Annotated in this window: 23 protein-coding genes, 6 tRNA genes and 1 rRNA gene; 28 read left to right on the top strand and 2 right to left on the bottom strand. The window is 41.2% G+C overall.

What is annotated here, in order from left to right; genetic code table 11:
* Window positions 1-36: 36 nt before the first annotated feature.
* The gene (locus J4G36_RS13120) at window positions 37-1,224 is read right to left on the bottom strand and encodes an FtsW/RodA/SpoVE family cell cycle protein (RefSeq protein WP_210470855.1); all 1,188 of its coding nucleotides are present in this window, start codon (window positions 1,222-1,224) and stop codon (window positions 37-39) included.
* A gap of 185 nt (window positions 1,225-1,409) precedes the next feature.
* Between J4G36_RS13120 and J4G36_RS13115 the strand changes: the two genes are divergently transcribed.
* The 6 genes from J4G36_RS13115 to J4G36_RS13090 all read left to right on the top strand — a co-directional run bounded on the left by J4G36_RS13115 (window position 1,410) and on the right by J4G36_RS13090 (window position 8,538).
* Window positions 1,410-2,480 carry a D-alanine--D-alanine ligase gene (locus tag J4G36_RS13115; protein WP_210470854.1) on the top strand — a complete coding sequence of 357 codons (1,071 nt, stop codon included), beginning with the start codon at window positions 1,410-1,412 and terminating at the stop codon, window positions 2,478-2,480.
* 12 nt (window positions 2,481-2,492) lie between these two features.
* A complete protein-coding gene (locus J4G36_RS13110; RefSeq protein ID WP_210470853.1) occupies window positions 2,493-3,875 on the top strand; it encodes a UDP-N-acetylmuramoyl-tripeptide--D-alanyl-D-alanine ligase in 1,383 nt (460 codons plus the stop codon).
* Window positions 3,872-4,585 (top strand): alpha/beta hydrolase, encoded by a 714-nt coding sequence (locus tag J4G36_RS13105; RefSeq protein WP_210470852.1) that lies wholly within the window; start codon window positions 3,872-3,874, stop codon window positions 4,583-4,585. The genes J4G36_RS13110 and J4G36_RS13105 overlap by 4 nt, the downstream gene beginning before the upstream one ends.
* Before the next feature lie 319 nt (window positions 4,586-4,904).
* Window positions 4,905-6,410, top strand: a complete 1,506-nt coding sequence (gene cshA / locus J4G36_RS13100) for a degradosome RNA helicase CshA (protein ID WP_210470851.1) — start codon at window positions 4,905-4,907, stop codon at window positions 6,408-6,410.
* 138 nt (window positions 6,411-6,548) lie between these two features.
* Window positions 6,549-7,028, top strand: coding sequence for a PH domain-containing protein (locus J4G36_RS13095; RefSeq protein ID WP_210470850.1), 480 nt, complete (start codon window positions 6,549-6,551; stop codon window positions 7,026-7,028).
* A complete protein-coding gene (locus J4G36_RS13090; protein WP_246880614.1) occupies window positions 7,021-8,538 on the top strand; it encodes a PH domain-containing protein in 1,518 nt (505 codons plus the stop codon). Before J4G36_RS13095 ends, J4G36_RS13090 begins: the two co-directional genes overlap by 8 nt.
* Before the next feature lie 33 nt (window positions 8,539-8,571).
* Here the strand turns inward: J4G36_RS13090 and J4G36_RS13085 are convergent, their stop codons facing one another.
* Window positions 8,572-9,177, bottom strand: a complete 606-nt coding sequence (locus tag J4G36_RS13085; protein WP_210470849.1) for a rhomboid family intramembrane serine protease — start codon at window positions 9,175-9,177, stop codon at window positions 8,572-8,574.
* A gap of 65 nt (window positions 9,178-9,242) precedes the next feature.
* Between J4G36_RS13085 and acpS the strand changes: the two genes are divergently transcribed.
* From acpS to J4G36_RS12975, 22 genes are all read left to right on the top strand, one after another.
* Window positions 9,243-9,596: a holo-ACP synthase gene (gene acpS, locus J4G36_RS13080; protein WP_210470848.1), complete on the top strand. Its 354-nt coding sequence runs from the start codon at window positions 9,243-9,245 to the stop codon at window positions 9,594-9,596.
* A 58-nt stretch (window positions 9,597-9,654) separates the two neighbouring features.
* Window positions 9,655-10,671, top strand: a complete 1,017-nt coding sequence (locus J4G36_RS13075; protein WP_210470847.1) for a LolA family protein — start codon at window positions 9,655-9,657, stop codon at window positions 10,669-10,671.
* Between the two features lie 66 nt (window positions 10,672-10,737).
* Complete coding sequence (gene alr / locus J4G36_RS13070; RefSeq protein ID WP_210470846.1) at window positions 10,738-11,853, top strand: alanine racemase; 1,116 nt, start codon at window positions 10,738-10,740, stop codon at window positions 11,851-11,853.
* A 141-nt stretch (window positions 11,854-11,994) separates the two neighbouring features.
* Complete coding sequence (locus J4G36_RS13065; protein ID WP_246880624.1) at window positions 11,995-12,294, top strand: transcriptional regulator; 300 nt, start codon at window positions 11,995-11,997, stop codon at window positions 12,292-12,294.
* A 4-nt stretch (window positions 12,295-12,298) separates the two neighbouring features.
* A complete protein-coding gene (locus J4G36_RS13060; RefSeq protein WP_210470845.1) occupies window positions 12,299-12,649 on the top strand; it encodes a type II toxin-antitoxin system PemK/MazF family toxin in 351 nt (116 codons plus the stop codon).
* Window positions 12,650-12,795: 146 nt separating this feature from the next.
* Window positions 12,796-13,626 carry an RsbT co-antagonist protein RsbRA gene (locus J4G36_RS13055; protein WP_210470844.1) on the top strand — a complete coding sequence of 277 codons (831 nt, stop codon included), beginning with the start codon at window positions 12,796-12,798 and terminating at the stop codon, window positions 13,624-13,626.
* On the top strand, window positions 13,623-13,985 hold the full coding sequence (locus J4G36_RS13050; protein ID WP_210470843.1) for an STAS domain-containing protein: 363 nt from the start codon (window positions 13,623-13,625) through the stop codon (window positions 13,983-13,985). The genes J4G36_RS13055 and J4G36_RS13050 overlap by 4 nt, the downstream gene beginning before the upstream one ends.
* A gap of 2 nt (window positions 13,986-13,987) precedes the next feature.
* Window positions 13,988-14,389: an anti-sigma regulatory factor gene (locus J4G36_RS13045; protein ID WP_210470842.1), complete on the top strand. Its 402-nt coding sequence runs from the start codon at window positions 13,988-13,990 to the stop codon at window positions 14,387-14,389.
* 14 nt (window positions 14,390-14,403) lie between these two features.
* Window positions 14,404-15,411 (top strand): PP2C family protein-serine/threonine phosphatase, encoded by a 1,008-nt coding sequence (locus J4G36_RS13040; protein ID WP_210470841.1) that lies wholly within the window; start codon window positions 14,404-14,406, stop codon window positions 15,409-15,411.
* A gap of 71 nt (window positions 15,412-15,482) precedes the next feature.
* Window positions 15,483-15,824: an anti-sigma factor antagonist gene (locus J4G36_RS13035; RefSeq protein ID WP_210470840.1), complete on the top strand. Its 342-nt coding sequence runs from the start codon at window positions 15,483-15,485 to the stop codon at window positions 15,822-15,824.
* Window positions 15,811-16,278, top strand: a complete 468-nt coding sequence (gene rsbW / locus J4G36_RS13030; RefSeq protein WP_210470839.1) for an anti-sigma B factor RsbW — start codon at window positions 15,811-15,813, stop codon at window positions 16,276-16,278. The genes J4G36_RS13035 and rsbW overlap by 14 nt, the downstream gene beginning before the upstream one ends.
* Window positions 16,256-17,044, top strand: a complete 789-nt coding sequence (sigB, locus tag J4G36_RS13025; RefSeq protein ID WP_210470838.1) for an RNA polymerase sigma factor SigB — start codon at window positions 16,256-16,258, stop codon at window positions 17,042-17,044. The genes rsbW and sigB overlap by 23 nt, the downstream gene beginning before the upstream one ends.
* Window positions 17,044-17,640, top strand: a complete 597-nt coding sequence (locus J4G36_RS13020) for a PP2C family serine/threonine-protein phosphatase (protein ID WP_210470837.1) — start codon at window positions 17,044-17,046, stop codon at window positions 17,638-17,640. The genes sigB and J4G36_RS13020 overlap by 1 nt, the downstream gene beginning before the upstream one ends.
* Window positions 17,641-17,670: 30 nt before the next feature.
* Window positions 17,671-19,860: a Tex family protein gene (locus tag J4G36_RS13015; RefSeq protein WP_210470836.1), complete on the top strand. Its 2,190-nt coding sequence runs from the start codon at window positions 17,671-17,673 to the stop codon at window positions 19,858-19,860.
* 14 nt (window positions 19,861-19,874) lie between these two features.
* Window positions 19,875-20,333: a SprT family protein gene (locus J4G36_RS13010; RefSeq protein ID WP_210470835.1), complete on the top strand. Its 459-nt coding sequence runs from the start codon at window positions 19,875-19,877 to the stop codon at window positions 20,331-20,333.
* Window positions 20,334-20,514: 181 nt separating this feature from the next.
* Window positions 20,515-20,586 (top strand) — tRNA-Glu (locus J4G36_RS13005).
* A 308-nt stretch (window positions 20,587-20,894) separates the two neighbouring features.
* A tRNA-Gln gene (locus J4G36_RS13000) sits at window positions 20,895-20,969 on the top strand.
* 41 nt (window positions 20,970-21,010) lie between these two features.
* Window positions 21,011-21,083: transfer RNA gene (locus J4G36_RS12995), tRNA-Lys, on the top strand.
* A gap of 73 nt (window positions 21,084-21,156) precedes the next feature.
* A tRNA-Leu gene (locus tag J4G36_RS12990) sits at window positions 21,157-21,243 on the top strand.
* A 43-nt stretch (window positions 21,244-21,286) separates the two neighbouring features.
* Window positions 21,287-21,360 (top strand) — tRNA-Arg (locus J4G36_RS12985).
* Window positions 21,361-21,372: 12 nt separating this feature from the next.
* Window positions 21,373-21,446: transfer RNA gene (locus J4G36_RS12980), tRNA-Gly, on the top strand.
* Window positions 21,447-21,671: 225 nt separating this feature from the next.
* Window positions 21,672-22,268, top strand: a 16S ribosomal RNA gene (locus tag J4G36_RS12975); the annotation flags it as partial.

The raw sequence follows: 22,268 nt of genomic DNA, 5'->3' as shown, positions 1-22,268 counted from the left end.
TTCATTCCACTGGAGCTTTTTATATTGCGATTTGTATTAATCATCATCATCCGCACCGAACATATAAGTTCGATGATGGAATTTCATGCTGAAAACAAGTCCGATGGCCAACATATTACTCATAAGGGAGCTTCCGCCATAACTGATAAATGGAAGCGGAATTCCAGTAATCGGAAGAACTTGAATGTTCATACCGATGTTTTCGAAGACGTGGAAAGTAATCATGGCAATAATCCCTGTGCAAACGTACATGCTAAACGGATCTTTAAGTTCCAACGCAATTTTTGTTAAATGATAGATCAAAACAAAAAATAGACTGATGACGATACAAGAACCGATAAACCCGTATTCTTCGCCGATGACCGCGAAGATAAAGTCTGTATGATTTTCAGGCACATAAGCTTCTCGGCCTTGGAAACCTTTCCCGAACATGCCGCCGGAACCAATCGCAGTAATCGCTTGGATAAGATGCATTCCTTCACTGGTAGGGAAAGAGTACGGATCTAACCAAGAATAGATTCTTTTAAACTGATAAAGGTCAAAACCGAGCTTTTCGCTCATAAAATCTTGCGCATAAATCGCTGCCCATAGTAAAGTAGTTACACCCGCAGCACCACTGATAAATACAGGAAGGATAATCTTCCATGAAATCCCCGCAACGAGAATAATCGCGGCAGTAATCGCAATAAATACAATAGATGTACCTAAATCCGGTTGTTCCATGATGAAGCCAAGCGGTGCAATTAATACGAGCATAATTTTACCTAGAAGTAAGAAATCGGTTTTTAAAGTTTTATCTTCAAACTTCTCGTGATGCGAACTTACTAACCGGGCCATTCCAAGAATGAAAAAAGTTTTTATGAATTCCGAAGGTTGGATTTTCCCGATACCAGGCAGGTTAAGCCACCTTTTTACATTATTTTGCACTTCAGCAATTTGACCTTCACCGCCAGGCGCAAAATATAGGAAGGCCAGGACAAAAACACCAAATCCATAGGCGTACCAAGCGATTTTCTTGTACTGGTCAGGCTCAAAATACATAACGCCAGCAACGATTATCGAGCCGATTACATACCATTGAATTTGTATCGGGACAAAGTTAATCCCGTACTGTCCGGTTGTTTGTGCAGAAGCAATGGCTGTTAAGCTCACGATGCAAAAGAGCAATAAAATAAAAGCGAGCGTCCAATCAAAACGCTCAGCAGGTTTGTTTGATAGTTTCATACGTTTAATCACCTTTAATAAAAAGAAGTTTTCTATAGTATACAGTAAAATAGACGTTTCGGCATGGGGAGAAGTTGCCAATGTTTTATATGACTTAGTATTTATTTTTAGTTATTCATTCATGCTTGATGGGTACACATGGTAAACTAGTGATACAAATTCAAATGAACGGCGAGGGAAAAACTATGAAAAAAAGTTTAGGTTTAGTATACGGCGGAAAATCCGCAGAACATGAAGTTTCATTATCGACTGCGCGTGCAGTCATTCAAGCGGTTAATTTTGAAAGATATGAAGTCATTCCGGTTTATATTACGTATGAAGGCGAATGGAGAAAAGGGCAACCACTCGAGCGTCCAGTTGAAACAATCGAAGAACTGCGTTTGGCAGGCAACGGCGAAAGCAAACCAGACAGCATTCATGACTTTTTAAATGGCGGAGCAGGACTACCCGACGTAATCTTTCCGCTTTTACACGGAACAAACGGAGAAGATGGAACTGTGCAAGGTTTCTTCGAAGTGATGAATATTCCGTACGTCGGAAACGGTGTGCTTGCCTCTTCGGCAGGTATGGACAAAGTTTCTATGAAGCAATTATTCGCGCAAGTAGGTCTCAACCAAGTGCCATATGTCCATTTTGTTCGTAGCGGTTGGAAACAAGATCGCGACCAGCTACTAGGTCAAATGGAACAAGAATTGGGTTGGCCGATGTTTGTCAAACCGGCAAACTTGGGATCGAGCGTTGGGATTAGCAAAGCGACGGATTGTGATAGCTTAATTGCAGCGGTCGAATTCGCATTGAAATTCGATCGTCGTGTAATTGTCGAACAAGGTGTCACAGCTCGAGAAGTAGAATTAAGCGTAAAAGGGAATGATTATCCGACGTGTTCAGTACCTGGAGAGATTAAACCCGTTACGGACTTTTATGATTATGAAGCAAAATATAAAGATGGCAACACGGAACTGGTCATTCCTGCAGAAGTCACTTCGGAAGTGAAAGCGGAAATGGAAGACATGGCAATTCGCGCATTTAAAGTGCTCGATTGTTCGGGATTGGTCCGCGCTGATTTTTTCGTTACCGCAGACGATGAGGTTCTCATCAATGAAGTCAATACAATGCCTGGTTTTACTCCAACGAGCATGTTCCCGTTATTATGGAAAAACTCGGGTGTAACCTATCCGGAACTCATTGATGAACTGATTGAATTAGCATTTGAACGTCATGCTGAAAAATCAAAAATACAATATACGATGGATTGAGTGTGATTTACATTGAAACAACTATTAACTACTATTGCGGACTGGCTGAAAGAAGATGGCCAACAGCTTGAAGACATAATAATTAAAGGTGTCTCCATTGACTCCCGTACTGTCGGTGAAAGTCATTTATTCATCCCGTTTCGAGGGGAACAAGTCAATGGGCACCGTTATGTGGAAAGTGCAATTGAAAAAGGAGCGGCGGCCGCGCTTTGGATGAAAGATGAACCTAATCCGCCAAAAGATATCCCGCTTATTTTTGTGGAAGATCCTGAAATCGCATTGCAAGAAATGGCTCGGTCTTACCGAGAACAACTTGATTGCACAGTAATCGGAATTACCGGTTCTAACGGGAAAACGTCCACCAAAGATTTAGTAGCTGGTGTTTTATCGCCTTATTACAATGTGCGGAAAACAGAAGGAAACTTTAATAATGAACTAGGTCTGCCACTGACGCTTTTATCGCTCGAAGAGGAAACCGAATATGCGGTTCTTGAAATGGGCATGAGCGGATTTGGCGAAATTTCATTTTTATCGAAGTTAGCAAAACCTGATTATGTCATCATTACAAATATTGGCGAAGCACATATGCAAGACTTAGGATCACGCGAAGGGATTGCAAAAGCCAAGTTTGAAATCATTGACGGCCTTTCTTCAAATGGAAAGTTATTTTACGACGGAGATGAGCCTTTATTAAATCCGTTTGTCGAAAAGCAACAAAACGTCCAGAAAGTATCATTCGGTTATCATGCCAACAATGATCTAGCGCTCAAAGATGTTCATTCGACAGCTGCAGGAAGTGATTTTACAGTTGTCGGACTTTATGAAGGTCAATTTACGATACCTGTCTACGGTGCACACCAAGTCAAAAATGCCCTTGCAGCAATCTTGATTGCAAAAGAGATTGGTTTATCGAATGAAGATATACGCGAAGCCCTTTCAGCAGCTAGTCTAACGGATATGCGCATGCAACCAGTTACAGCTGATAATGAGGCACTGTTTATTAATGATGCGTACAATGCAGCACCAACATCAATGCGCGCTGCCCTATCATTTCTAAGAGAGACATCACTTCGCCAAGAAAAATGGGTGGTGCTCGGAGATATGTTAGAGCTCGGGGATGATGAAAAAGCCTATCACGAATCATTATCTACTCATCTCATAGACATGAATCTAAAAGGGATTTTGCTCTATGGACCACGAATGAAATGGCTTTTCGATCGATTGCAAAATGAGTCATTACAAGTGAAACTACTTTGGTCAGCGGATGATTATAAGCCGCTAGTCACTGAATTAAGAAATAATACTGATGCAGACTCGGTTATCCTATTGAAGGGATCAAGAGGAATGGCACTTGAAAATATTCTTACGCCATTCATACAAGAGAAAAACACATGAAGACTGGTGTTTTATTCATCCACGGCTTCACAGGTGGAACTTATGAAGTTCAACCACTAATCACATTTGTTAAATCACATACAGATTGGTCAGTGGAAGTTCCAACTTTGCCCGGACATGGCGTGACGCTGAATTTGACCAATGTGTCAGCGGAATCTTGGATGATGGAAGCAGAGCTTGCAATGAGGCGATTGCAGAAAAAAGTGGATCGTGTGATCATCGTCGGCTTTTCAATGGGCGGCTTAATCGCCCTTTACCTTTCGCTTCGCTATCCAGTGTCTAAGCTCGTATTGTTAAGCGCTGCAGCGAAATATATTAGTCCGCGATTTCTACTTGAAGATGTTCGAATGATGCTGCGGGAATCGATAACGAAAAATTACTCACCAAATTCCTTTCATCATTTATACGACTATAAATTAACGCACACGCCAATTCGCGCGATGTTCGAATTTTTGAGGATCGTAAAAATGGTGGAGCCATATTACAGTCAAATAAAAATACCCGTATGCCTCGTGCAAGGTGAAAAAGACGAAATCGTACCTTTTTCATCCGTAGAACATTTATACAAAACGCTCGGCTCGGAAAAAAAGATACTCATTAAATCACCAAAAGGAAAACATCATATATGTTATAGCGATGATTGTCATGAATGGTTTCCAAAGGTGCTTGAGTTCATGCGGAATGATTGCGAGAAACAGAATTTAAGTTAACTGATTAATACTACTTGAGCAATTTGATTGCGGGAGAGGTTTTCCCATGGTACACTTTGATGAGCATTGGATACATTTCACTGGGACTCTTCATGCTTGAAGAGTACTTTTTTTTGAATAAAACGGTTTGATCATTACTTACGGGCACGCGTCCGTTGACCGAACCGCTCGGCAAGGACCGGGCTTTCCCTTTCAACCATACCCTCAAAAAAACGAGGATGTAAAATATCGGAAACGTTCCCTTTAAAGGCTCGAATTTGCCGCGCTTTCATTTGCAAATGTAACCAACTGTCAAATGGAGAAAAAGGAGATTGAAATTTTGACTAAATTTTCAGAACTAAATATTACCGAATCAACACAACGCGCTTTAAGCAACATGGGGTTTGAAGAAGCAACACCAATCCAAGAAGGTACGATTAAACTTGGACTTGAAGGTAAAGACATTATCGGACAAGCACAAACAGGTACAGGGAAAACGACAGCATTCGGCGTTCCTATTATTGAGAAAATAGACACGAGCAATCGTTCTGTCCAAGCGCTTGTTATCGCGCCAACACGTGAATTGGCAATTCAAGTATCAGAAGAGATTTACCGAATCGGTAAAGACAAGCGTGCTAAAGTTCTATCCGTATACGGTGGACAAGAGATTGGCCGACAAATTCGTGCCCTACGCAACAACCCACAAATTATTGTCGGTACTCCGGGACGTTTGCTTGATCTTATTAAACGTAAAACATTAAAGCTTGAAAACGTTCAAACGCTTGTACTTGATGAAGCGGATGAAATGTTAAACATGGGCTTTATCGAAGACATAAATGAAATCATGTCAAGTGTTCCTGCAGAGCGCCAAACACTACTGTTCTCGGCTACGATGCCAGCACCAATTCGTCGTATTGCAGAGACATTCATGAAAAACCCGGAAATCGTTGCAATCAAATCAAAAGGCATGACTGTTGAAAATATCGAACAATATTTCGTTAAAGCGCATGAACGCGAAAAGTTCGATGTATTGTCCCGTATTTTAAACGTTCAACAGCCAGAGTTGGCAATTGTTTTCGGTCGTACTAAACGCCGTGTTGATGAACTTTCTAACGCATTAACGATTCGTGGATACCTAGCAGAGGGAATTCATGGGGACTTAACGCAAGCAAAACGGATGTCGGTTCTTCGTCAATTTAAAGAAGGAAAAATCGATATTCTTGTTGCAACAGATGTTGCGGCACGTGGACTAGATATTTCAGGCGTTACACATGTATACAATTTTGATATCCCACAAGATCCAGAAAGTTATGTTCACCGAATTGGTCGTACAGGACGCGCTGGGAAAAGTGGAGTTGCAGTTACTTTCGTAACGCCACGTGAGATGGGTTACCTTCGCATCGTTGAGCAAACTACGAAAAAAGCTATGACTCCACTTGTGCCACCATCATCGGATGAAGCACTAGTCGGTCAACAACGTCTTGCTGTTGAGCAACTTTCTGAAATTATCGAGAAAAGTGAACTAGCTGATTACACACAACTAGCTTCTGAGATGCTTCAGAAATATGAAGCAAGAGACATTGTTGCAGCGGCGCTTAGAAACCTAACGCGTGAACCAAATGATGCACCTGTTACAATTTCTGAAGAACGTCCACTACCTTCAAGAGGTGGCGGTGGACGCGGTGGCTACCGTGGAAACCGTAGCGGCGGACGAAGCAGTAGCGGTAGCGGACGTCCATTCCGTGGGGGCAGCCGTTCATCTTCTGGAGGAGGACGCGGCGGATCACGTCGTGGTCGTGAGTCTGGAAGCCGTAGCGGTGCAAGCCGTTCACGTAAACCTGAATAATAAAGTTAATCAAAAATCCGGAATCGCTTATGCGTTTCCGGATTTTTTTGTTCTGTGGTCGCTTGGGAAAACTTTTCAAAAAGTGAAACATTTTCTTGATACTTTCGTATAGACTAGAAGGAGGAAGGGGGCATTCGAATGAGAAAACAACCAGTAAATCGAATTTCAGAAAAAGGCTTGCGTGTTTGGCGCCTATACGGAATCATGCAAACAATTGTAGTGTTTCTTTTGGCAGTTGGAGCAGGGATTCTAACATACATATACGAATGGCCGTGGTGGGTATATGGGCTAGCGGCAGGCGTTGTCATCATCTATGCATACTTGTTTATTGTTTTATTCCCCAAAATACGTTGGATGCGTTGGCGTTATGAAGTGCGCGAATCGGAAATTGAATTGCAACACGGACTATTTATCGTAAAGCGTACTTTGATTCCTATGGTGCGCGTGCAACATGTCGATACGTCCCAGGGTCCAATCCTTAGAAATTATAATTTGGCGGGGATAACAATCTCAACCGCGGCGACGAACCATACAATTCCAGCACTTGTCATGGAAGAAGCGGACGAGTTAAGAAGCCGAATTTCCGTGCTTGCAAGGGTGGCGGAAGATGATGTCTGAAGAGCGTAACAAACTGCATTGGATTACAGCGCTGATAGAAGTATTAAAAACGTTGAAAGAAATGATTCTCCCGTTAATCGTAATTGTCTTTGCAAACGGTCTGCAAGATTCTGGCACGGGGAAATGGTATTGGGATTACTTGACGTTTATTATTTTCGGTGTACTCATCATCGTATTTTTCATAACTGGAATTATTAAATGGAAACGGTTTGTTTATTGGTTCGAAGACGATGAATTACGTATTGAATATGGGTTATTTGTAAAAAAGAAACGGTATATTCCCTTTCATCGTATTCAAAGTCTTGATTATACGGAAGGGATTTTACATCGCCCACTTAAGTTAGTAAAGGTCAAAGTGGAAACTGCAGGCGGCGCAGATATAATGAAATCAGATGCCGAATTGACGGCGATTACGAAAGAAGCAGCAAAGCGGATCGAAGAAAAGATGGCGGAAGCTAAACAAAATATAGTGCACAAACCGGATGATATTGAAGGACTTGAAGCAGTTGTTGAACCAAGGCCAAAATTGAAATTGGTTTATAAAATGACTAGTAAAGATTTGCTTGTTCTTGCGACCACATCGGGTGGGATAGGTTTAATCTTGTCCGGGGTATTAATCTTTCTCGTCCAATTCGCGGAATTTATTCCATTTGACAAAATGTATATAGAAATTTCCGAGTTTATCAAGTATGGCCTCTTAATCGTTGCCATCGCGGTGTTTCTGGTTTTGTTAGTTATCTGGGGGATTTCCGTTTTAATGACTTATTTGGGTTATTACGGATTTACAGTGGAGCTCGACAAAGAAGATCTGGTGATTTCTCGTGGATTAATCGAAAAAAAGCGAGTAACTGTACCGCTCAACCGCGTACAAAGTGTCCGTATTATTGAAAATCCATTCAGACAGCTCTTTGGTTATGCAAATGTTGTCATTGACAATGCGGGTGGGGGTCTCGGAGATAGTGCGCGCATTAATTTATTTCCATTACTGAAAAAGTCCGCCATAAACGGTCCGCTGAAAGAAATATTTCCGGATTTAATTGTGGATGAACCGACTCGGAAAGTACCGGATCGCGGGAAACGCTATTACTACCGAATCGATTTTCTATGGATGATTCCAGCTATCGTTGCACTAACGTATTATTTCTATCCATACGGATTGTTTTCAATCGCAATCATCCCCATCATCGTATTATGGGGGTTGTTCCAACATCGATCGGCAGCGTTTGAGATGTTTGGAAACCAACTAACGATGCGCTTTCGAGGAATCAGTTTACAAACAGCTTATATGATGAAAAACCGAATCCAATCGATGGAAATGAAACAAAATTACTTTCATCGAAAAAAGAATGTCGCGGTCGTTTCCGCACGTGTCAAATCGGGTGTCGGGGTGTTTAATGCACAAGTGAGCTATATGGAAGAGGAAGACGCAAACCAAATTCTTGATTGGTATGAACCAGTTCGAGTGCAGGGGATAGAAACAGACGTAATTGTTGAAAATAACTTGGATTAAAAAAGCCTAAGGATTTCTCCTTAGGCTGTCTTCTTATCGATTCTTCCAACTCAAAATTCTCTTCGGATTAAAGTAGCTCAGCCCGATGAGAAATCCGACAACTAGTCCGGTTATATGAGCGGTTACGTTTATATTCGGACCAACGAACGTCATGATAACACTAATCACGATTATCGGTAAAATGATTTGGCGAAGTTGTGGCATTGCGTGTTTCGTATAATAAACAAGCGCACCAAATGCGCCGAACATACCAAAAATGGCGCCACTCGCACCTAGATGTGCATAACTGAGATCTTGAAAAAAGTATGTCGCTACGTTAGCGAAAATACCGGTAAGCATAAATAACGTCGTAAAACGCATTTTACCTGTTAACTTTTCTAGTTCAGGACCAAATACAAATAAACAAAACATATTAAAAAGAATATGCATAAATCCACCGTGTAAAAACATGGGCGTGATAAAACGCCACCATTCGCCGTCAGCAATCAGATAGTTTATACCCATACCGCTATCCAATACGATGTAACCGATGCCCGGAAGTAACGTAATGAGGAAAACAACTATATTTATAAACAAGAAAATCGTTACCATTGGATAAAATCGAATGTATTCGGAAAAGCTTTCTGTACGCGTAAACATTTTTTCACCTCAATCTATTTATCATTATACATATTTTCGTCTAGAAAAGGGAAGGGGAGAGTTTGATGATTTCAGGAATCGGTTTAGACATTGTTGAACTAGACCGAATTGCAAAGCTCGAAGAAAAATCCGGAAAGTTTGCAGCTAGAGTTTTGACGCATTCAGAAACTGCAATTTATCGGTCATTAAGCGGTCACCGTCGAACTGAATTTTTAGCGGGACGATTTGCAGGGAAAGAAGCATTTTCAAAAGCGCGTGGAACCGGAATTGGTGCAGATTGTAACTTTACTGATATTGAAATAATCCCAGAACCTAGCGGTAAACCACGCCTTTATTTCAAAGGTTCAACCGTTTCTGGTTTTATATCCATCACGCATACAAAGAAAATTGCTGCCGCTCAAGTAATCCTAGAAGCATAATCACGAATCCTTCCTCATAAGATGACGTACCCGATTGAAATGAGAAAGGATGAAAGATATGCGTAGCCGAATATTTTCCTTGTTAGTTGTTGTGATCGCAATTGTCCTCACAGCATGTGGGACACCGTCGAAAGACAATGTAACGAAGAAGCTCAGTGACAAATGGAATGACTCGAAAGGGTATGAGTTGCAAGCGACGATGGAAATTAAGACTGGAGCAGAACCAAGGTTGTATGATGTGGACGTCTGGCATACAAAACCCGATTTTTATCGCGTGAATGTATCGCAAAGCGGTAAAGATGAATCCCAGATGATTGTCCGTAATGAAGATGGTGTTTTTGTTGTAACTCCATCATTGGGCAAAACGTACAAGTTTCAAAGTGATTGGCCAGCGCAAAACAGTCAAGCATACTTAATTGGCGCTTTATCAGAAGACATCACTGCTGATAAAAATGCGACGATGACTGAAGAGGACGATGCATTCGTCTTTGAAACAGTAACGAGAAATAATCACAGGAAAGTCTTGCCTACTCAAAAAATCTATATTAACAAAAAAACGTGGTTGCCGATTTATGTTTCTGTTTTAGATGAAAACAAAGAAGAGCAAATACGTATTACGTTTAACAAAATCACGCTGGGTACAGCAAGAGATGCAAAAGAGTATGCAGTTGAATTAAACAACGAAGAATCTAAACCAGCAGAGGACGAAGCGGATGACGATGAGGCTGCCAAGGAGGAAGGGTTTGAAACGTATTATCCTACCGTTAATTGGCAAGGGGTCACGCTTGAAATTGAAGAAGCGATAAAGACTGAGAATGGGACTCGTTCATTTATGACATTTGGCGGTGAAAAAGAATTTACGATTGTTCAAGAGCGTGTACAACGACCTGATCATAAGTTGCCTGTTTCGATAGAAGGGGATCCTGTGGATTTAGGTTTCACTGTAGCGGCTATTACAGATAAGTCGATACGTTGGGAAAATGATGGTATTTCATTTTTCGTCGCATCCGAGACGTTAACGAAAGACGAAATGATTGAGGTAGCCTTGTCAATGTCGGCTGATGAGATGAAATAAGTTGTTGACGAAAAAGCGGCGTAGATTGATAATAGATAGAACTACACCGTAAATGAGGTCAAGGATATGCCGGATAGGATGTTATTTCGCCCCACGAAAGCAATAATCAACTTAGACGCAATCAAGGATAATGTAAAGGCTTTAAATGACTATTTAGGTAATGAGACGTCCATTATTGCGGTTGTTAAAGCGGATGGATATGGCCATGGCGATGTTGAAACTGCACAAGCTACAATTGAAGCTGGAGCGAAAATGGTTTCAGTTGCAACGCCGGAAGAGGCAGTGCGGCTTCGTGAATTCGGGATAAGCGAAGATATTCTCGTCATGGGCCCAACCCCCGCTAGCTTTGCAAAAACAGCAGTCGATTTAAATATTACGGTCGCTGTTGCAGGCGTAGAGTGGTTGGAGAAAGCTTGTTTATCAATAAAGTTTGACCATGCTTTAAAAGTGCATATTAAAATTGATTCAGGCATGGGGCGCTATGGCGTTCGCGACGTTGAGTCCTTAAATGCAATTATTAATTTTGCAGAAGAGTCTTCTCAAGTGATAGTGGATGGTGTTTTTACACATTATTCATGCGCGGATATGGATCAGTGTGAGACGACGGATGAACAATATGCTAACTTTATGAACTTTGTCGCGTTGTTCCCGAAAAAACCTCGTCTGGTTCATGCATCAAATAGTGCTGCTACTTTGCTCTATCCTGACTATAAGCTTGATGCAATTCGCTTTGGAATTGGTTTATACGGGATTGCACCATCTGAATATGTGGGGAAAAAGTTACCCTTTGCACTTAAACGAGCGTTATCGCTGGAAACTGAATTAGCTCATGTGAAACGATTGGAGAAAGGCGCTTCAGTAAGTTACGGTGCAACTTATCAATCATTGGATGATGAATGGATCGGTACATTGCCGATTGGATATGCGGATGGATTACGGCGAGGACTCCGCGGCCAAGAAGTATTGATTGGCGGCAAGCGAGTACCAATCGTCGGAACGATTTGCATGGATCAATGTATGGTGAAGCTTTCGGAAGAAATGCTGGTTGGTGAAAAAGTTGTTTTACTTGGTAAGCAAGGAAATGAGGAAATCAACATGGAAGAGTGGGCGGAACGATTAGACACTATTCCATATGAAATAGCGGTTTCCTTATCCAAAAGAATTCCAAGAGTATATAACTAAACTCTTTAACGCGATAATAAGTGACAGCTTTCGACAACAAACCACGAAACTTGAAGTTTCCTGTCAATCTATTTGTATCTATGTCTTCTCAATGTCGACGAATGATGCTATGATGGATTGGTAGGTAAACTAGTGAACGGGTTGTTGGAGGTGCTGACATTGCGTGCAAAAAAGAGCATGAGAGAAGTCATTGTAAAGATTCCGAAACGAATGTTGAATGAAAATGAACATACGGTCGTCCATCAGGAGCCGGAGCGTGGTGGTTTTGTTTATATTTCGACAAAAAGATATGAATCTGATTACGAACCGGATACGATTCGCGAAGCGATGATAAAGGGTTATGTCGAAATGTCGCAAATCAACTTAAAAATTGCCACAGAATGCTTGCATGTTGAGTTTGAAGCACAGCATACGATGGAACGTCTCGTTAGCGGAGGATGAGAAGTTGGCAATAAAACGTGGAGACGTCTTTTTTGCAGATCTGTCGCCAGTCGTGGGTTCAGAACAGGGTGGAACAAGACCTGTACTTGTAATCCAAAATGATATTGGAAACCGATTTAGTCCGACAGTTATCATTGCGGCTATTACAGCGCAAATCCAAAAAGCAAAATTGCCAACACATGTTGAAATTGATGCGGAACGCTATCATTTCGAGCGGGATTCGGTGATCCTGCTCGAACAAGTCCGTACAATCGACAAGTCGAGGCTAACCGATAGAATCACACATCTAGATGAATTTTTGATGGAACAGGTCGATGAAGCGCTAGAAGTGAGCTTCGGCCTCGTCAAATTTTAACAATACATATAGTAAACAAGAACATCACAGCGACTCTGTCTGTGATGTTTTTTATTGTTGGCTAAAAGAGTGTGTTTTCATTATTTATTCGTTACAATAGAAGAAATTAATACTTTTAAGAGATAAGGGAGGAGCAATAACTGAACATGAATAACATAATGGAAAACTTCATTCACGAAAATATTGATAGCATTCTTGAAAAATGGGCGTGTCGTATGAAAGATGTTGAGGAAGAACGCTTTTTTCATTTTATGCCGGACGAGCTAATTGACAAGACAAGCAAAGAATTTGCGGAATTAATGACTTCTAATCTTCAAAATACCGGATCGATTAACTCTGAAAAACTAGTAGATTTCACGGAGAAAGTGGTTCGTTTTGGTTGGTCGATAAAATTTGTCAACAAATCTATCGAGAACTTTTCAGACGCTACGTTTGAGATGATGGAAGAACACGGTGTCATTGATGAGTCAAATGCTAGAGATTATATGAGGACTTTCAGCAAATGGATATCGCCCCTTCGCGATAGTATTATCGATGCCTATGCTATTGAATGGGAACGTACTGTGAAATTACAAAGAATTGCACTACAAGAACTTTCTGCATCGCTGATTCCTGTATTTGAAAAAATATCGGTCATGCCGCTTGTTGGCACAATCGATACTGAGCGCGCAAAATTAATCATGGAAAACATTCTGGAAGGTGTGGTGAAACAGCGTGCTGAGGTTGTTTTACTCGACATAACAGGCGTTCCCGTTGTTGATACAATGGTTGCTCATCATATCATACAAGCTGCGGATGCCGTCCGATTAATTGGCGCGAAATGCATGCTTGTCGGAATACGCCCAGAAATCGCTCAGACAATTGTCGCCCTTGGAATTGAATTGGATAATTTCACAACTACAAGCACTTTGCAACGTGGGATGCAGGAAGCCCTCAAACTCACGAATCGCAAAATAGTGGAGGTAGAAAGCTTATGAATATGCGAATACCGATTTTAAAACTAGGTGATATTTTAATTGTTTCCATTCAATGGGAACTGGATGATCAGAATGCAATTCAATTTCAGGAAGACCTTTTGGACAAATTGCACTCGAAAAATGCACGTGGTGTTTTAATAGATTTAACTCCAATTGATTTTATTGATTCGTTCATCGCAAAAGTACTTGGCGATGTGATTAATATGTCTAGTCTGATGGGGGCAAAAGTAGTAATTACCGGAATCCAACCAGCTGTTGCAATAACACTGATAGAGCTTGGGATACGTTTGGAAAACGTCCTGACAGCACTAGACTTGGAAAACGGACTGGATAAACTTCAGATAGAATTGGAGGCCTGAATATGGAGTGCCGATCGTCTGTAGATATATATACAGAGTGGGACATTGTAGCTGCACGTCAGCTTGGGCGGGACGAAGCGAAAAATATTGGTTTTGGCACCGTTGACCAAGCAAGGATAACGACGGCGATAAGCGAACTGGCCCGTAATATCTATTTATATGCAGGTAAAGGTAATATTAAGATTGAACGAATTTTTAAAAATGGCCAATCTGGAATGACGATTATCGCATCGGATGAAGGACCTGGAATTGCCGATCTTCGGAAAGTGATGAATGATGGTTATTCGACATCGGGTGGACTAGGCGCGGGAATGCCGGGAGTCCGAAGACTTATGGATGAATTTAATGTCCAGTCTGAACAAGGTGTTGGAACCACCATCACCACGGTGAAATGGCTTCGTTAAAGGGGTGAGGGTAAATGCCAAAAGAAGTAGAAAAACAGTATAAAGCAATCGTCAATCGATATATCAACACGAAAAGTGAAAATGATTTATATGCGGGGCAGAAATTTAGTAGACGCTTTATCGAAAAAGAAATATCGCCAGAAGAAGTCATCGGAATTCATAAGTCAGCGTTAATGGAGTTGTTCAAAGACGCACCTGAAGACTTTTGGCATTCATTTGATTTCCTGATTGAAATGATGATCCATTATGGACTTGCACTACAAGAGCATCAAAGTTTAGTTCGCAAACAAGAGGAACTAAACCTCGAAATGAAAATCGCAGAAAAAGTTCAAAATACATTATTGAAAACGAAGGTTCCGACATTTAGCGAACTGGATATTGGATTTTTAACTGTACCTGCTAAACAAATGAGCGGAGATTATATTTACTTTCTAAGTGACGATTCTAACTACGCAAGTGTTGCCGTTGCAGATGTTATCGGGAAAGGAATTCCTGCCGCCCTTTGCATGTCCATGATTAAATTTGGAATGGATAATATGCGTGGACAAAATTCAAGTCCGCGTGTCGTTCTTGATGTTGTAAATAGAATTGTTGAAGAAAGTGTTGATGATTCAATGTTTATTTCAATGTTCTACGGAAAGTATGAAGTAGAAGGCTCTTTATTTTCCTATGCATCCGCAGGTCACGAACCTGTTCTATTATACAAAGCGGCTACTGATTCTTTTATTATGCTAGATGCAAAAGGCCTGCTGCTCGGCGTACATCCAAATGTTATTTACGAAGAACGAAGTGTCGTTTTAGATGAAGGCGACTTCATAGCTATGATGACGGATGGTGTAACCGAAACGAGAACTGAAGACGGATTTATTGATGATGAAGTTATTAAAGGGATTTTAAAATCCGTAAAAGATGAGCCAGCCCAAAAAATTGCAGATACGGTTTATCAGCAACTTGGGGAAATGCAGAATTTCCAACTACATGATGACTTTTCAATCGTGATATTCAAAAAAGAAATAAAATAGGTTTAAGTAAGTATCAGGTAGGGTAAAGAACCTTTAGGTTAAAAAATAAAAAGTAATCCGGGGGGTTGAAAATGAACTTAAAAGTAGAAATGTCTAAGGAAGATCACGTTCAACATTTTCATATTACAGGTGAAATCGATGCATTTACGGCTCCGTTATTAAAGGAGAAACTAGCAACAGTGCAAGACATACCAGGCTTGCAAGCTGAATTAAATCTAATAGACGTGACATATATAGATAGTACTGGACTAGGTGTTTTCGTAGGATTTTATAAAAGATTAAAAGCGAACGATGGATATGTGAAAATTACCGGCGTAAGTGATCGGATTAAACGGTTATTTGAAATTACGGGTCTCGATGAAGTTATTGATATCGAGAAGGGAGTAGGTGAAAGTCTCGATGCAACCCTATGACTATGTCGAAATAAGAGTGCCTGCTAAAGCGCAATATATCGGGATTGCCCGACTGACAATATCTGGCCTCGCGAGCCGACTTGGATTTAACTACGACGAAATTGAAGACTTGAAAATCGCAACAAGTGAAGCTGTGACAAATGCAGTCCAACATGCGTATCAAGATAAGGATGGTGAAGTCGTAGTAGGATGTGCTTTATTTGAAGATAAAATTGAAATTATGATAGCTGATCACGGTGAAAGCTTTAATTATGAAGAAACGAAAAAAGATATTGGCCCATACAACGAACTGGAAGAAGTCGAATTCCTTCGAGAGGGTGGATTAGGTCTTTATTTAATGGAAACATTGATGGATGAAGTAAAAGTACACCACGAGGAGGGCGTGACAGTCTTTATGACAAAATATCTCGGTGAAGAGCAGGTGGATAAGGATGTCGAAACAGTCACCTCCTAGATCAGATACTAAAGATGAGGTTCTACAATGGATAAGGGTGTGCCAAGAAACAAATGATGAAGAAGCACAGACGAATTTAGTACTTCATTATGAAAGATTAGTGCAATCACTCGCTCACAAATATTCAAATGGTAAATCCTATCATGAAGATTTAGTGCAGGTTGGGATGCTAGGTTTACTAGGTGCCATTAGACGATATGATCCTGATTTTGGACGAAGCTTTGAAGCCTTTGCTGTTCCGACGATTATTGGTGAAATAAAAAGATTTATGCGCGATAAGACTTGGGCGATTCATGTCCCAAGACGCATTAAAGAACTAGGACCGAAAATTAGAGCGACAGTCGAAAAGTTGACGACTGAATTACAACGCTCCCCGCAAATTCATGAGATTGCCGAGTATCTTGATATAGACGAAGACGATGTCTTGGAAGCGATGGAAATGGGAAGAAGTTACCAAGCCTTATCAATGGATCATACTTTGGATGCGGATTCAGAAGGTGGAACGGTGACATTATTCGACCTGATCGGGTCTACTGATGACGGATATGAGGCGACCGATCAACGGATGCTTGTTTTGGATGCCCTCGTCGTACTATCAGAACGAGAAAAACAAATTGTTCAATATACATATATTGAACAATTAAGCCAAAAGGAAGCAGGCGAACGACTAGGCATATCACAAATGCATGTTTCCAGATTACAAAGAAAAGCGATTAAGAAATTACAAGAAGCTATATCATCGGCTACTTCTGATGGGGTGTCTTAGTGGAGACAGTTGTCAATGACCATGTTGAACTGAATATATATCAAAGGGCCAAGTCAGGAAATAGAGAATCCGGCGATGCATACTTTGTACATTCGGATGACGATTACTTCATTTGTGCAATTGCGGACGGGCTTGGTAGCGGACCAATTGCACGTCAATCGGCAGAGGTAATTCCAAATGTCATTAAAGATCATCATGATGAATCACTTGATGAATTGCTTAGCAGATGTAATGAATATATGATTCAAAAACGCGGTGCTGCAGTTGCAATCGTGAAAATAGATTATAAAAGCCAGGTTATTCAATATAGTTGCGTAGGCAACGTTAGATTTTATATGCTGCAGGACGGAGAGAAAATGATTTATCCACTTCCGGTAATGGGGTATTTGTCAGGGAAACCACAGAAGTTGAATACACAGGAATATGATTATCATATAGGGGACGTCTTTTTTCTCCATTCTGATGGCATTCAATTACCAAGTCCAAAGGCATTGTTGAAGAATACGAGTTGCCTGACTCAACTTAGTCGAAACGTTATAGAAACAATAAATCATGATGACGATGCAACATTCATAGCGGGAAGTCTGCTTCATTAAACGGAAGCAGGCTTTTTTGTGTTAAAATAGATGACAGCAGGAAAGGTGGGAAATGTATTGAATCATATTTTAAAACTGACCGCAACAAGGGCAGCTGTTCCAGTGAGTCAAACTGAAAAGGTAATTGCACTATTGGAAGAAGGAAATACAGTTCCGTTTATTGCTAGGTACCGTAAAGAAGCAACTGGATCTTTAGATGAAGTTCAAATTAAGGCAATCGAAGACTCCTATGGATACGTGAAGGGCCTGGAGCAAAGAAAAGAAGAAGTACTGCGCATTATTGAAGAACAAGGCAAACTCAACGATGAATTGAAAAAGAAAATTGAGGGGGCGACTGTCCTTCAACGAGTGGAAGATTTATACCGCCCATACATGCAAAAGAGAAGAACGCGAGCAGCTATGGCGAAAGAAAAAGGGCTCGAACCGCTCGCAGAATCACTATTAAAATTTTCGGATACAGAGCCGAACGAACTCGCAAAACAATTCATTAACGAAGAAAAAGAAGTGGAAACAATCGAAGATGCATTAGCTGGTGCGCGTGACATTATTGCTGAAAACATCGCCGACGATGCTGCGATTCGGGAATCCATTAGAAAAATCGCGTGGTTGGATGCTTCAATTGTATCTTCAGTTCGAAAAGATGCAGATGATCAAAGAAAAGTCTTCGGGAACTACTATGAGTATGATGAACCGTTAAAACGAATCGTTCCTCATCGCACACTTGCGCTTAACCGCGGTGAAAAAGAGGGTGTTCTGCGGCTATCAGTATCCTTTCCAGAAGAGCGAATTATCGGTGTTATGGCCCGTGAATTAATTCGCAAGTCGCATTCTCCTTCTGCAGCAGAAGTAGAGGAAGCGATTCAAGATTCATTTAAACGTTTAATTGCCCCTTCAATAGAACGTGAAATTCGGGCGACGCTAACAGAAAAAGCGGAAGAACAAGCAATTCATGTGTTTTCTGAAAACCTGAAAAGCCTTTTACTCCAGCCGCCTTTAAAAGGGAATTATGTACTTGGAGTAGATCCGGCGTTTCGTTCTGGGTGTAAACTTGCTGTTGTAGATGAAACAGGAAAGCTTCTTGAAGTCTCTGTTATTTATCCGCATCCGCCAAAACCGGACAAAGAAAAATCGAAACGTGCGATTATCAATATATTAGAGAAATATCCAATTTCGATTATAGCAATTGGGAATGGAACGGCATCCCGTGAAACAGAGATGTTCATAGCGGATTGTTTAAAAGAAGGACGAGCTGGCGTTTCATACGTTATTGTAAACGAAGCGGGAGCAAGTGTATATTCAGCATCTGAACAGGCGAGAGAAGAATTTCCGAATCTTCAAGTCGAAGAGAGAAGCGCTGTATCAATCGCGCGAAGACTACAAGATCCATTATCCGAGCTTGTTAAAATTGATCCAGGTTCTGTTGGTGTAGGTCAATACCAGCATGACGTCGCGAAGAGAAAACTATCTGAATCCCTAACTTTTGTCGTTGAAACAGCGGTTAACAGGGTTGGCGTGAACGTTAATACAGCATCTTCATCACTACTCCAATATGTAGCGGGCCTTTCAAAAACAGTCGCGGAAAACATCGTGAAATCGAGGGAAGAGAATGGTCTCTACACGAAAAGAAACGAACTGAAAAAAGTTCCCCGTTTAGGTGCGAAAACATACGAGCAAGCTATTGGTTTCTTGCGTGTTCCAGAGGCGAAGGATCCATTCGATTCTACTGGAATTCACCCCGAAAGTTATAAGATAGCAGAACTCATTCTGGAAAAGGCGCAAGTAAAGAAAGAATCATTAGGGACAAAGGAAACTTCTGAAGCACTATCTAACCTAAATATTAAGGAACTGACAACCGAGCTTGAAGTCGGAGAAGTTACTTTGAAAGATATTGTTGAAACCTTGCAAAGACCGAATAGGGATCCGCGTGACGATTATCCACAACCATTATTGAAGGCGGATATTCTTGATGCAAAAGATCTTTACGAAGGACTGGAAATGCAAGGGACTGTGAGAAACGTCGTTGATTTCGGTGCATTTGTTGACATTGGCGTTACCGAAGATGGACTTGTTCATATTTCTAAAATGAAAAAGGGATTTGTCAAACATCCATTAGATGTTGTTGCCTCCGGAGATATTGTGACCGTTTGGGTAGATGCAGTTGATCGGGAAAAAGGCAGAATAGCCTTAACGATGATACCGCCTAAAAAGACTACCGATTAAATGGGGGGGGTGAAATGACGAATGAGGAATTACAAACACCCGTCAAGATAATTTCCAATGACGTATTTAAAAAACCATTTCTTCATCAGGCGGCACATAATCCGCGTTTACGCACAACGGGTGGTCGCTATATGCTTGCAGACCATTCAATCGAAATTAACCCATTAGTTTTTAAAGTTCATGGAATGAATGAACTTGTTGGGGTGATCAAACACGAACTTTGTCATTATCACCTACATTTAGAAGGAAAGGGATATAAACATCGTGATGAGGATTTTCGAAAATTATTACATGAAACATCCTCCCCTAGATTTTGTAAACCACTTGCGGCACAAAATAAGAAATCAACTTCCTTCTATATATACGAATGCGAATCATGCAAACTGAAATATAAAAGGAAAAGAAGAATCAATGTCCAGAAATATCGATGCGGAAAATGTTCTGGGGCTATTTCAATTCAACTTGAAGGGTGAATGGAAAAGAGTTAGGCCGTCTAAAACGCGGTCTAACTATTGTTTCCTAAGATTTTACAAAGAATATTAAATAAAGGGTTGACGAAACTCGATAACCTGTCTATAATAAAAAAGGTCGGCTCAGGAAGACGATATATTACAAGAATGAATTAGCTGTTTAATTTATATTTATTTAAACATAGGCCCCTTGGTCAAGCGGTTAAGACACCGCCCTTTCACGGCGGTATCACGGGTTCGAATCCCGTAGGGGTCATTAAGGTGTTTTGAAAGCGCACTTCGCTTTCAAAATGCTACCTTGAATCACCTGGCAAAATGAAGTTTTGACATGGAGGCATATTTTCGAGGGTCTTATCGAAAAAAGGTTTGCCGGAAAAGAAGCTTGAACGCGCCTTTGCGTTCATAGTTTCCACCTTAAATCACTTGTTCAAAAAGAAGTTTAGGCATTGAGGTATATTTTCGAGGGTGTTAGAAAAAGACCTTGAAAAAAGTAAAGATTTATTTTATAGTATAGAAATGAGATAACATACCACAATAAGAATTGTTGTTTAGTTGTAAAAGTATTGGGGTATAGCCAAGCGGTAAGGCAACGGACTTTGACTCCGTTATTCGTTGGTTCGAATCCAGCTACCCCAGCCAAGTTTTCAAATGGATAATGGAGAGTTTAATTATATAATCGAGAGCCATTAGCTCAGTTGGTAGAGCATCTGACTTTTAATCAGAGGGTCACAGGTTCGAATCCTGTATGGCTCATCACACTTATGATGAAAAAAATTGTTGACAAAATGCTAGTATGCTATATAATAAAGTTTGTCGCAAAAATAATGCGGTAGTGGCGGAACGGCAGACGCGCTAGGTTGAGGGCCTAGTAGGGGTTAACCCTGTGGAGGTTCAAATCCTCTTTACCGCACCAATATTGTAAAATGCATTATTTCCTTGCTAAGGATTCTAACAGAGCGCCCGTAGCTCAATTGGATAGAGCGTCTGACTACGGATCAGAAGGTTGTGGATTCGAATTCTTCCGGGCGCGTTAACTTATAATGCGAGTGTAGTTTAATGGCAAAACCTCAGCCTTCCAAGCTGATGATGAGGGTTCGATTCCCTTCACTCGCTCCAAATTTTATTAAAGAAATACAAACTTCGAAAATAGTTGTTGACATTATGATGTGTGGATGTTAAATTAGAGAAGTTGCTGTTGAAACGCAGCGAAGAAATAATTGTGAATGAACCTTGAAAACTGAACAGCAAAACGTCAAGATATAACGTTTCGTTAAATCGAAACAAAACGAATCTTCGGATTCAAAGTCAGCAAAATGAAACTCGAGCTATTCAAGTTTCTCTATTATGGAGAGTTTGATCCTGGCTCAGGACGAACGCTGGCGGCATGCCTAATACATGCAAGTCGAGCGAACGTTTTAAGAAGCTTGCTTCTTAAAACGTTAGCGGCGGATGGGTGAGTAACACGTGGGCAACCTGCCCTGCAGATGGGGATAACTCCGGGAAACCGGGGCTAATACCGAATAATCAGTTTGTTCGCATGAACAAACTCTGAAAGACGGCTTACGCTGTCACTGCAGGATGGGCCCGCGGCGCATTAGCTAGTTGGTGGGATAACGGCCTACCAAGGCGACGATGCGTAGCCGACCTGAGAGGGTGATCGGCCACACTGGGACTGAGACACGGCCCAGACTCCTACGGGAGGCAGCAGTAGGGAATCTTCCACAATGGACGAAAGTCTGATGGAGCAATGCCGCGTGAGTGAAGAAGGTTTTCGGATCGTAAAACTCTGTTGTGAGGGAAGAACAAGTACGGGAGTAACTGCCCGTACCTTGACGGTACCTCATTAGAAAGCCACGGCTAACTACGTGCCAGCAGCCGCGGTAATACGTAGGTGGCAAGCGTTGTCCGGAATTATTGGGCGTAAAGCGCGCGCAGGCG

Origin of the sequence: Sporosarcina sp. 6E9 (genome assembly GCF_017921835.1) — a bacterium.
Classification (GTDB): domain Bacteria; phylum Bacillota; class Bacilli; order Bacillales_A; family Planococcaceae; genus Sporosarcina.
This window is presented reverse-complemented; position numbering and strand designations above follow the sequence as displayed.

Excerpts from the sequence above, each read along its gene's own strand:
- J4G36_RS13055 (WP_210470844.1), top strand. The coding sequence starts at position 12,796 with ATGAATAACATAATGGAAAACTTCATTCACGAAAATATTGATAGCATT.
- sigB (WP_210470838.1), top strand. The coding sequence starts at position 16,256 with ATGTCGAAACAGTCACCTCCTAGATCAGATACTAAAGATGAGGTTCTA.
- J4G36_RS13040 (WP_210470841.1), top strand. The coding sequence starts at position 14,404 with ATGCCAAAAGAAGTAGAAAAACAGTATAAAGCAATCGTCAATCGATAT.
- J4G36_RS13035 (WP_210470840.1), top strand. The coding sequence starts at position 15,483 with ATGAACTTAAAAGTAGAAATGTCTAAGGAAGATCACGTTCAACATTTT.
- J4G36_RS13085 (WP_210470849.1), bottom strand. The coding sequence starts at position 9,177 with ATGTTTACGCGTACAGAAAGCTTTTCCGAATACATTCGATTTTATCCA.
- J4G36_RS13105 (WP_210470852.1), top strand. The coding sequence starts at position 3,872 with ATGAAGACTGGTGTTTTATTCATCCACGGCTTCACAGGTGGAACTTAT.
- J4G36_RS13090 (WP_246880614.1), top strand. The coding sequence starts at position 7,021 with ATGTCTGAAGAGCGTAACAAACTGCATTGGATTACAGCGCTGATAGAA.
- J4G36_RS13115 (WP_210470854.1), top strand. The coding sequence starts at position 1,410 with ATGAAAAAAAGTTTAGGTTTAGTATACGGCGGAAAATCCGCAGAACAT.
- J4G36_RS13095 (WP_210470850.1), top strand. The coding sequence starts at position 6,549 with ATGAGAAAACAACCAGTAAATCGAATTTCAGAAAAAGGCTTGCGTGTT.
- J4G36_RS13075 (WP_210470847.1), top strand. The coding sequence starts at position 9,655 with ATGCGTAGCCGAATATTTTCCTTGTTAGTTGTTGTGATCGCAATTGTC.
- J4G36_RS13120 (WP_210470855.1), bottom strand. The coding sequence starts at position 1,224 with ATGAAACTATCAAACAAACCTGCTGAGCGTTTTGATTGGACGCTCGCT.
- rsbW (WP_210470839.1), top strand. The coding sequence starts at position 15,811 with ATGCAACCCTATGACTATGTCGAAATAAGAGTGCCTGCTAAAGCGCAA.
- J4G36_RS13010 (WP_210470835.1), top strand. The coding sequence starts at position 19,875 with ATGACGAATGAGGAATTACAAACACCCGTCAAGATAATTTCCAATGAC.
- J4G36_RS13015 (WP_210470836.1), top strand. The coding sequence starts at position 17,671 with ATGACAGCAGGAAAGGTGGGAAATGTATTGAATCATATTTTAAAACTG.
- acpS (WP_210470848.1), top strand. The coding sequence starts at position 9,243 with ATGATTTCAGGAATCGGTTTAGACATTGTTGAACTAGACCGAATTGCA.
- alr (WP_210470846.1), top strand. The coding sequence starts at position 10,738 with ATGCCGGATAGGATGTTATTTCGCCCCACGAAAGCAATAATCAACTTA.
- J4G36_RS13050 (WP_210470843.1), top strand. The coding sequence starts at position 13,623 with ATGAATATGCGAATACCGATTTTAAAACTAGGTGATATTTTAATTGTT.
- J4G36_RS13045 (WP_210470842.1), top strand. The coding sequence starts at position 13,988 with ATGGAGTGCCGATCGTCTGTAGATATATATACAGAGTGGGACATTGTA.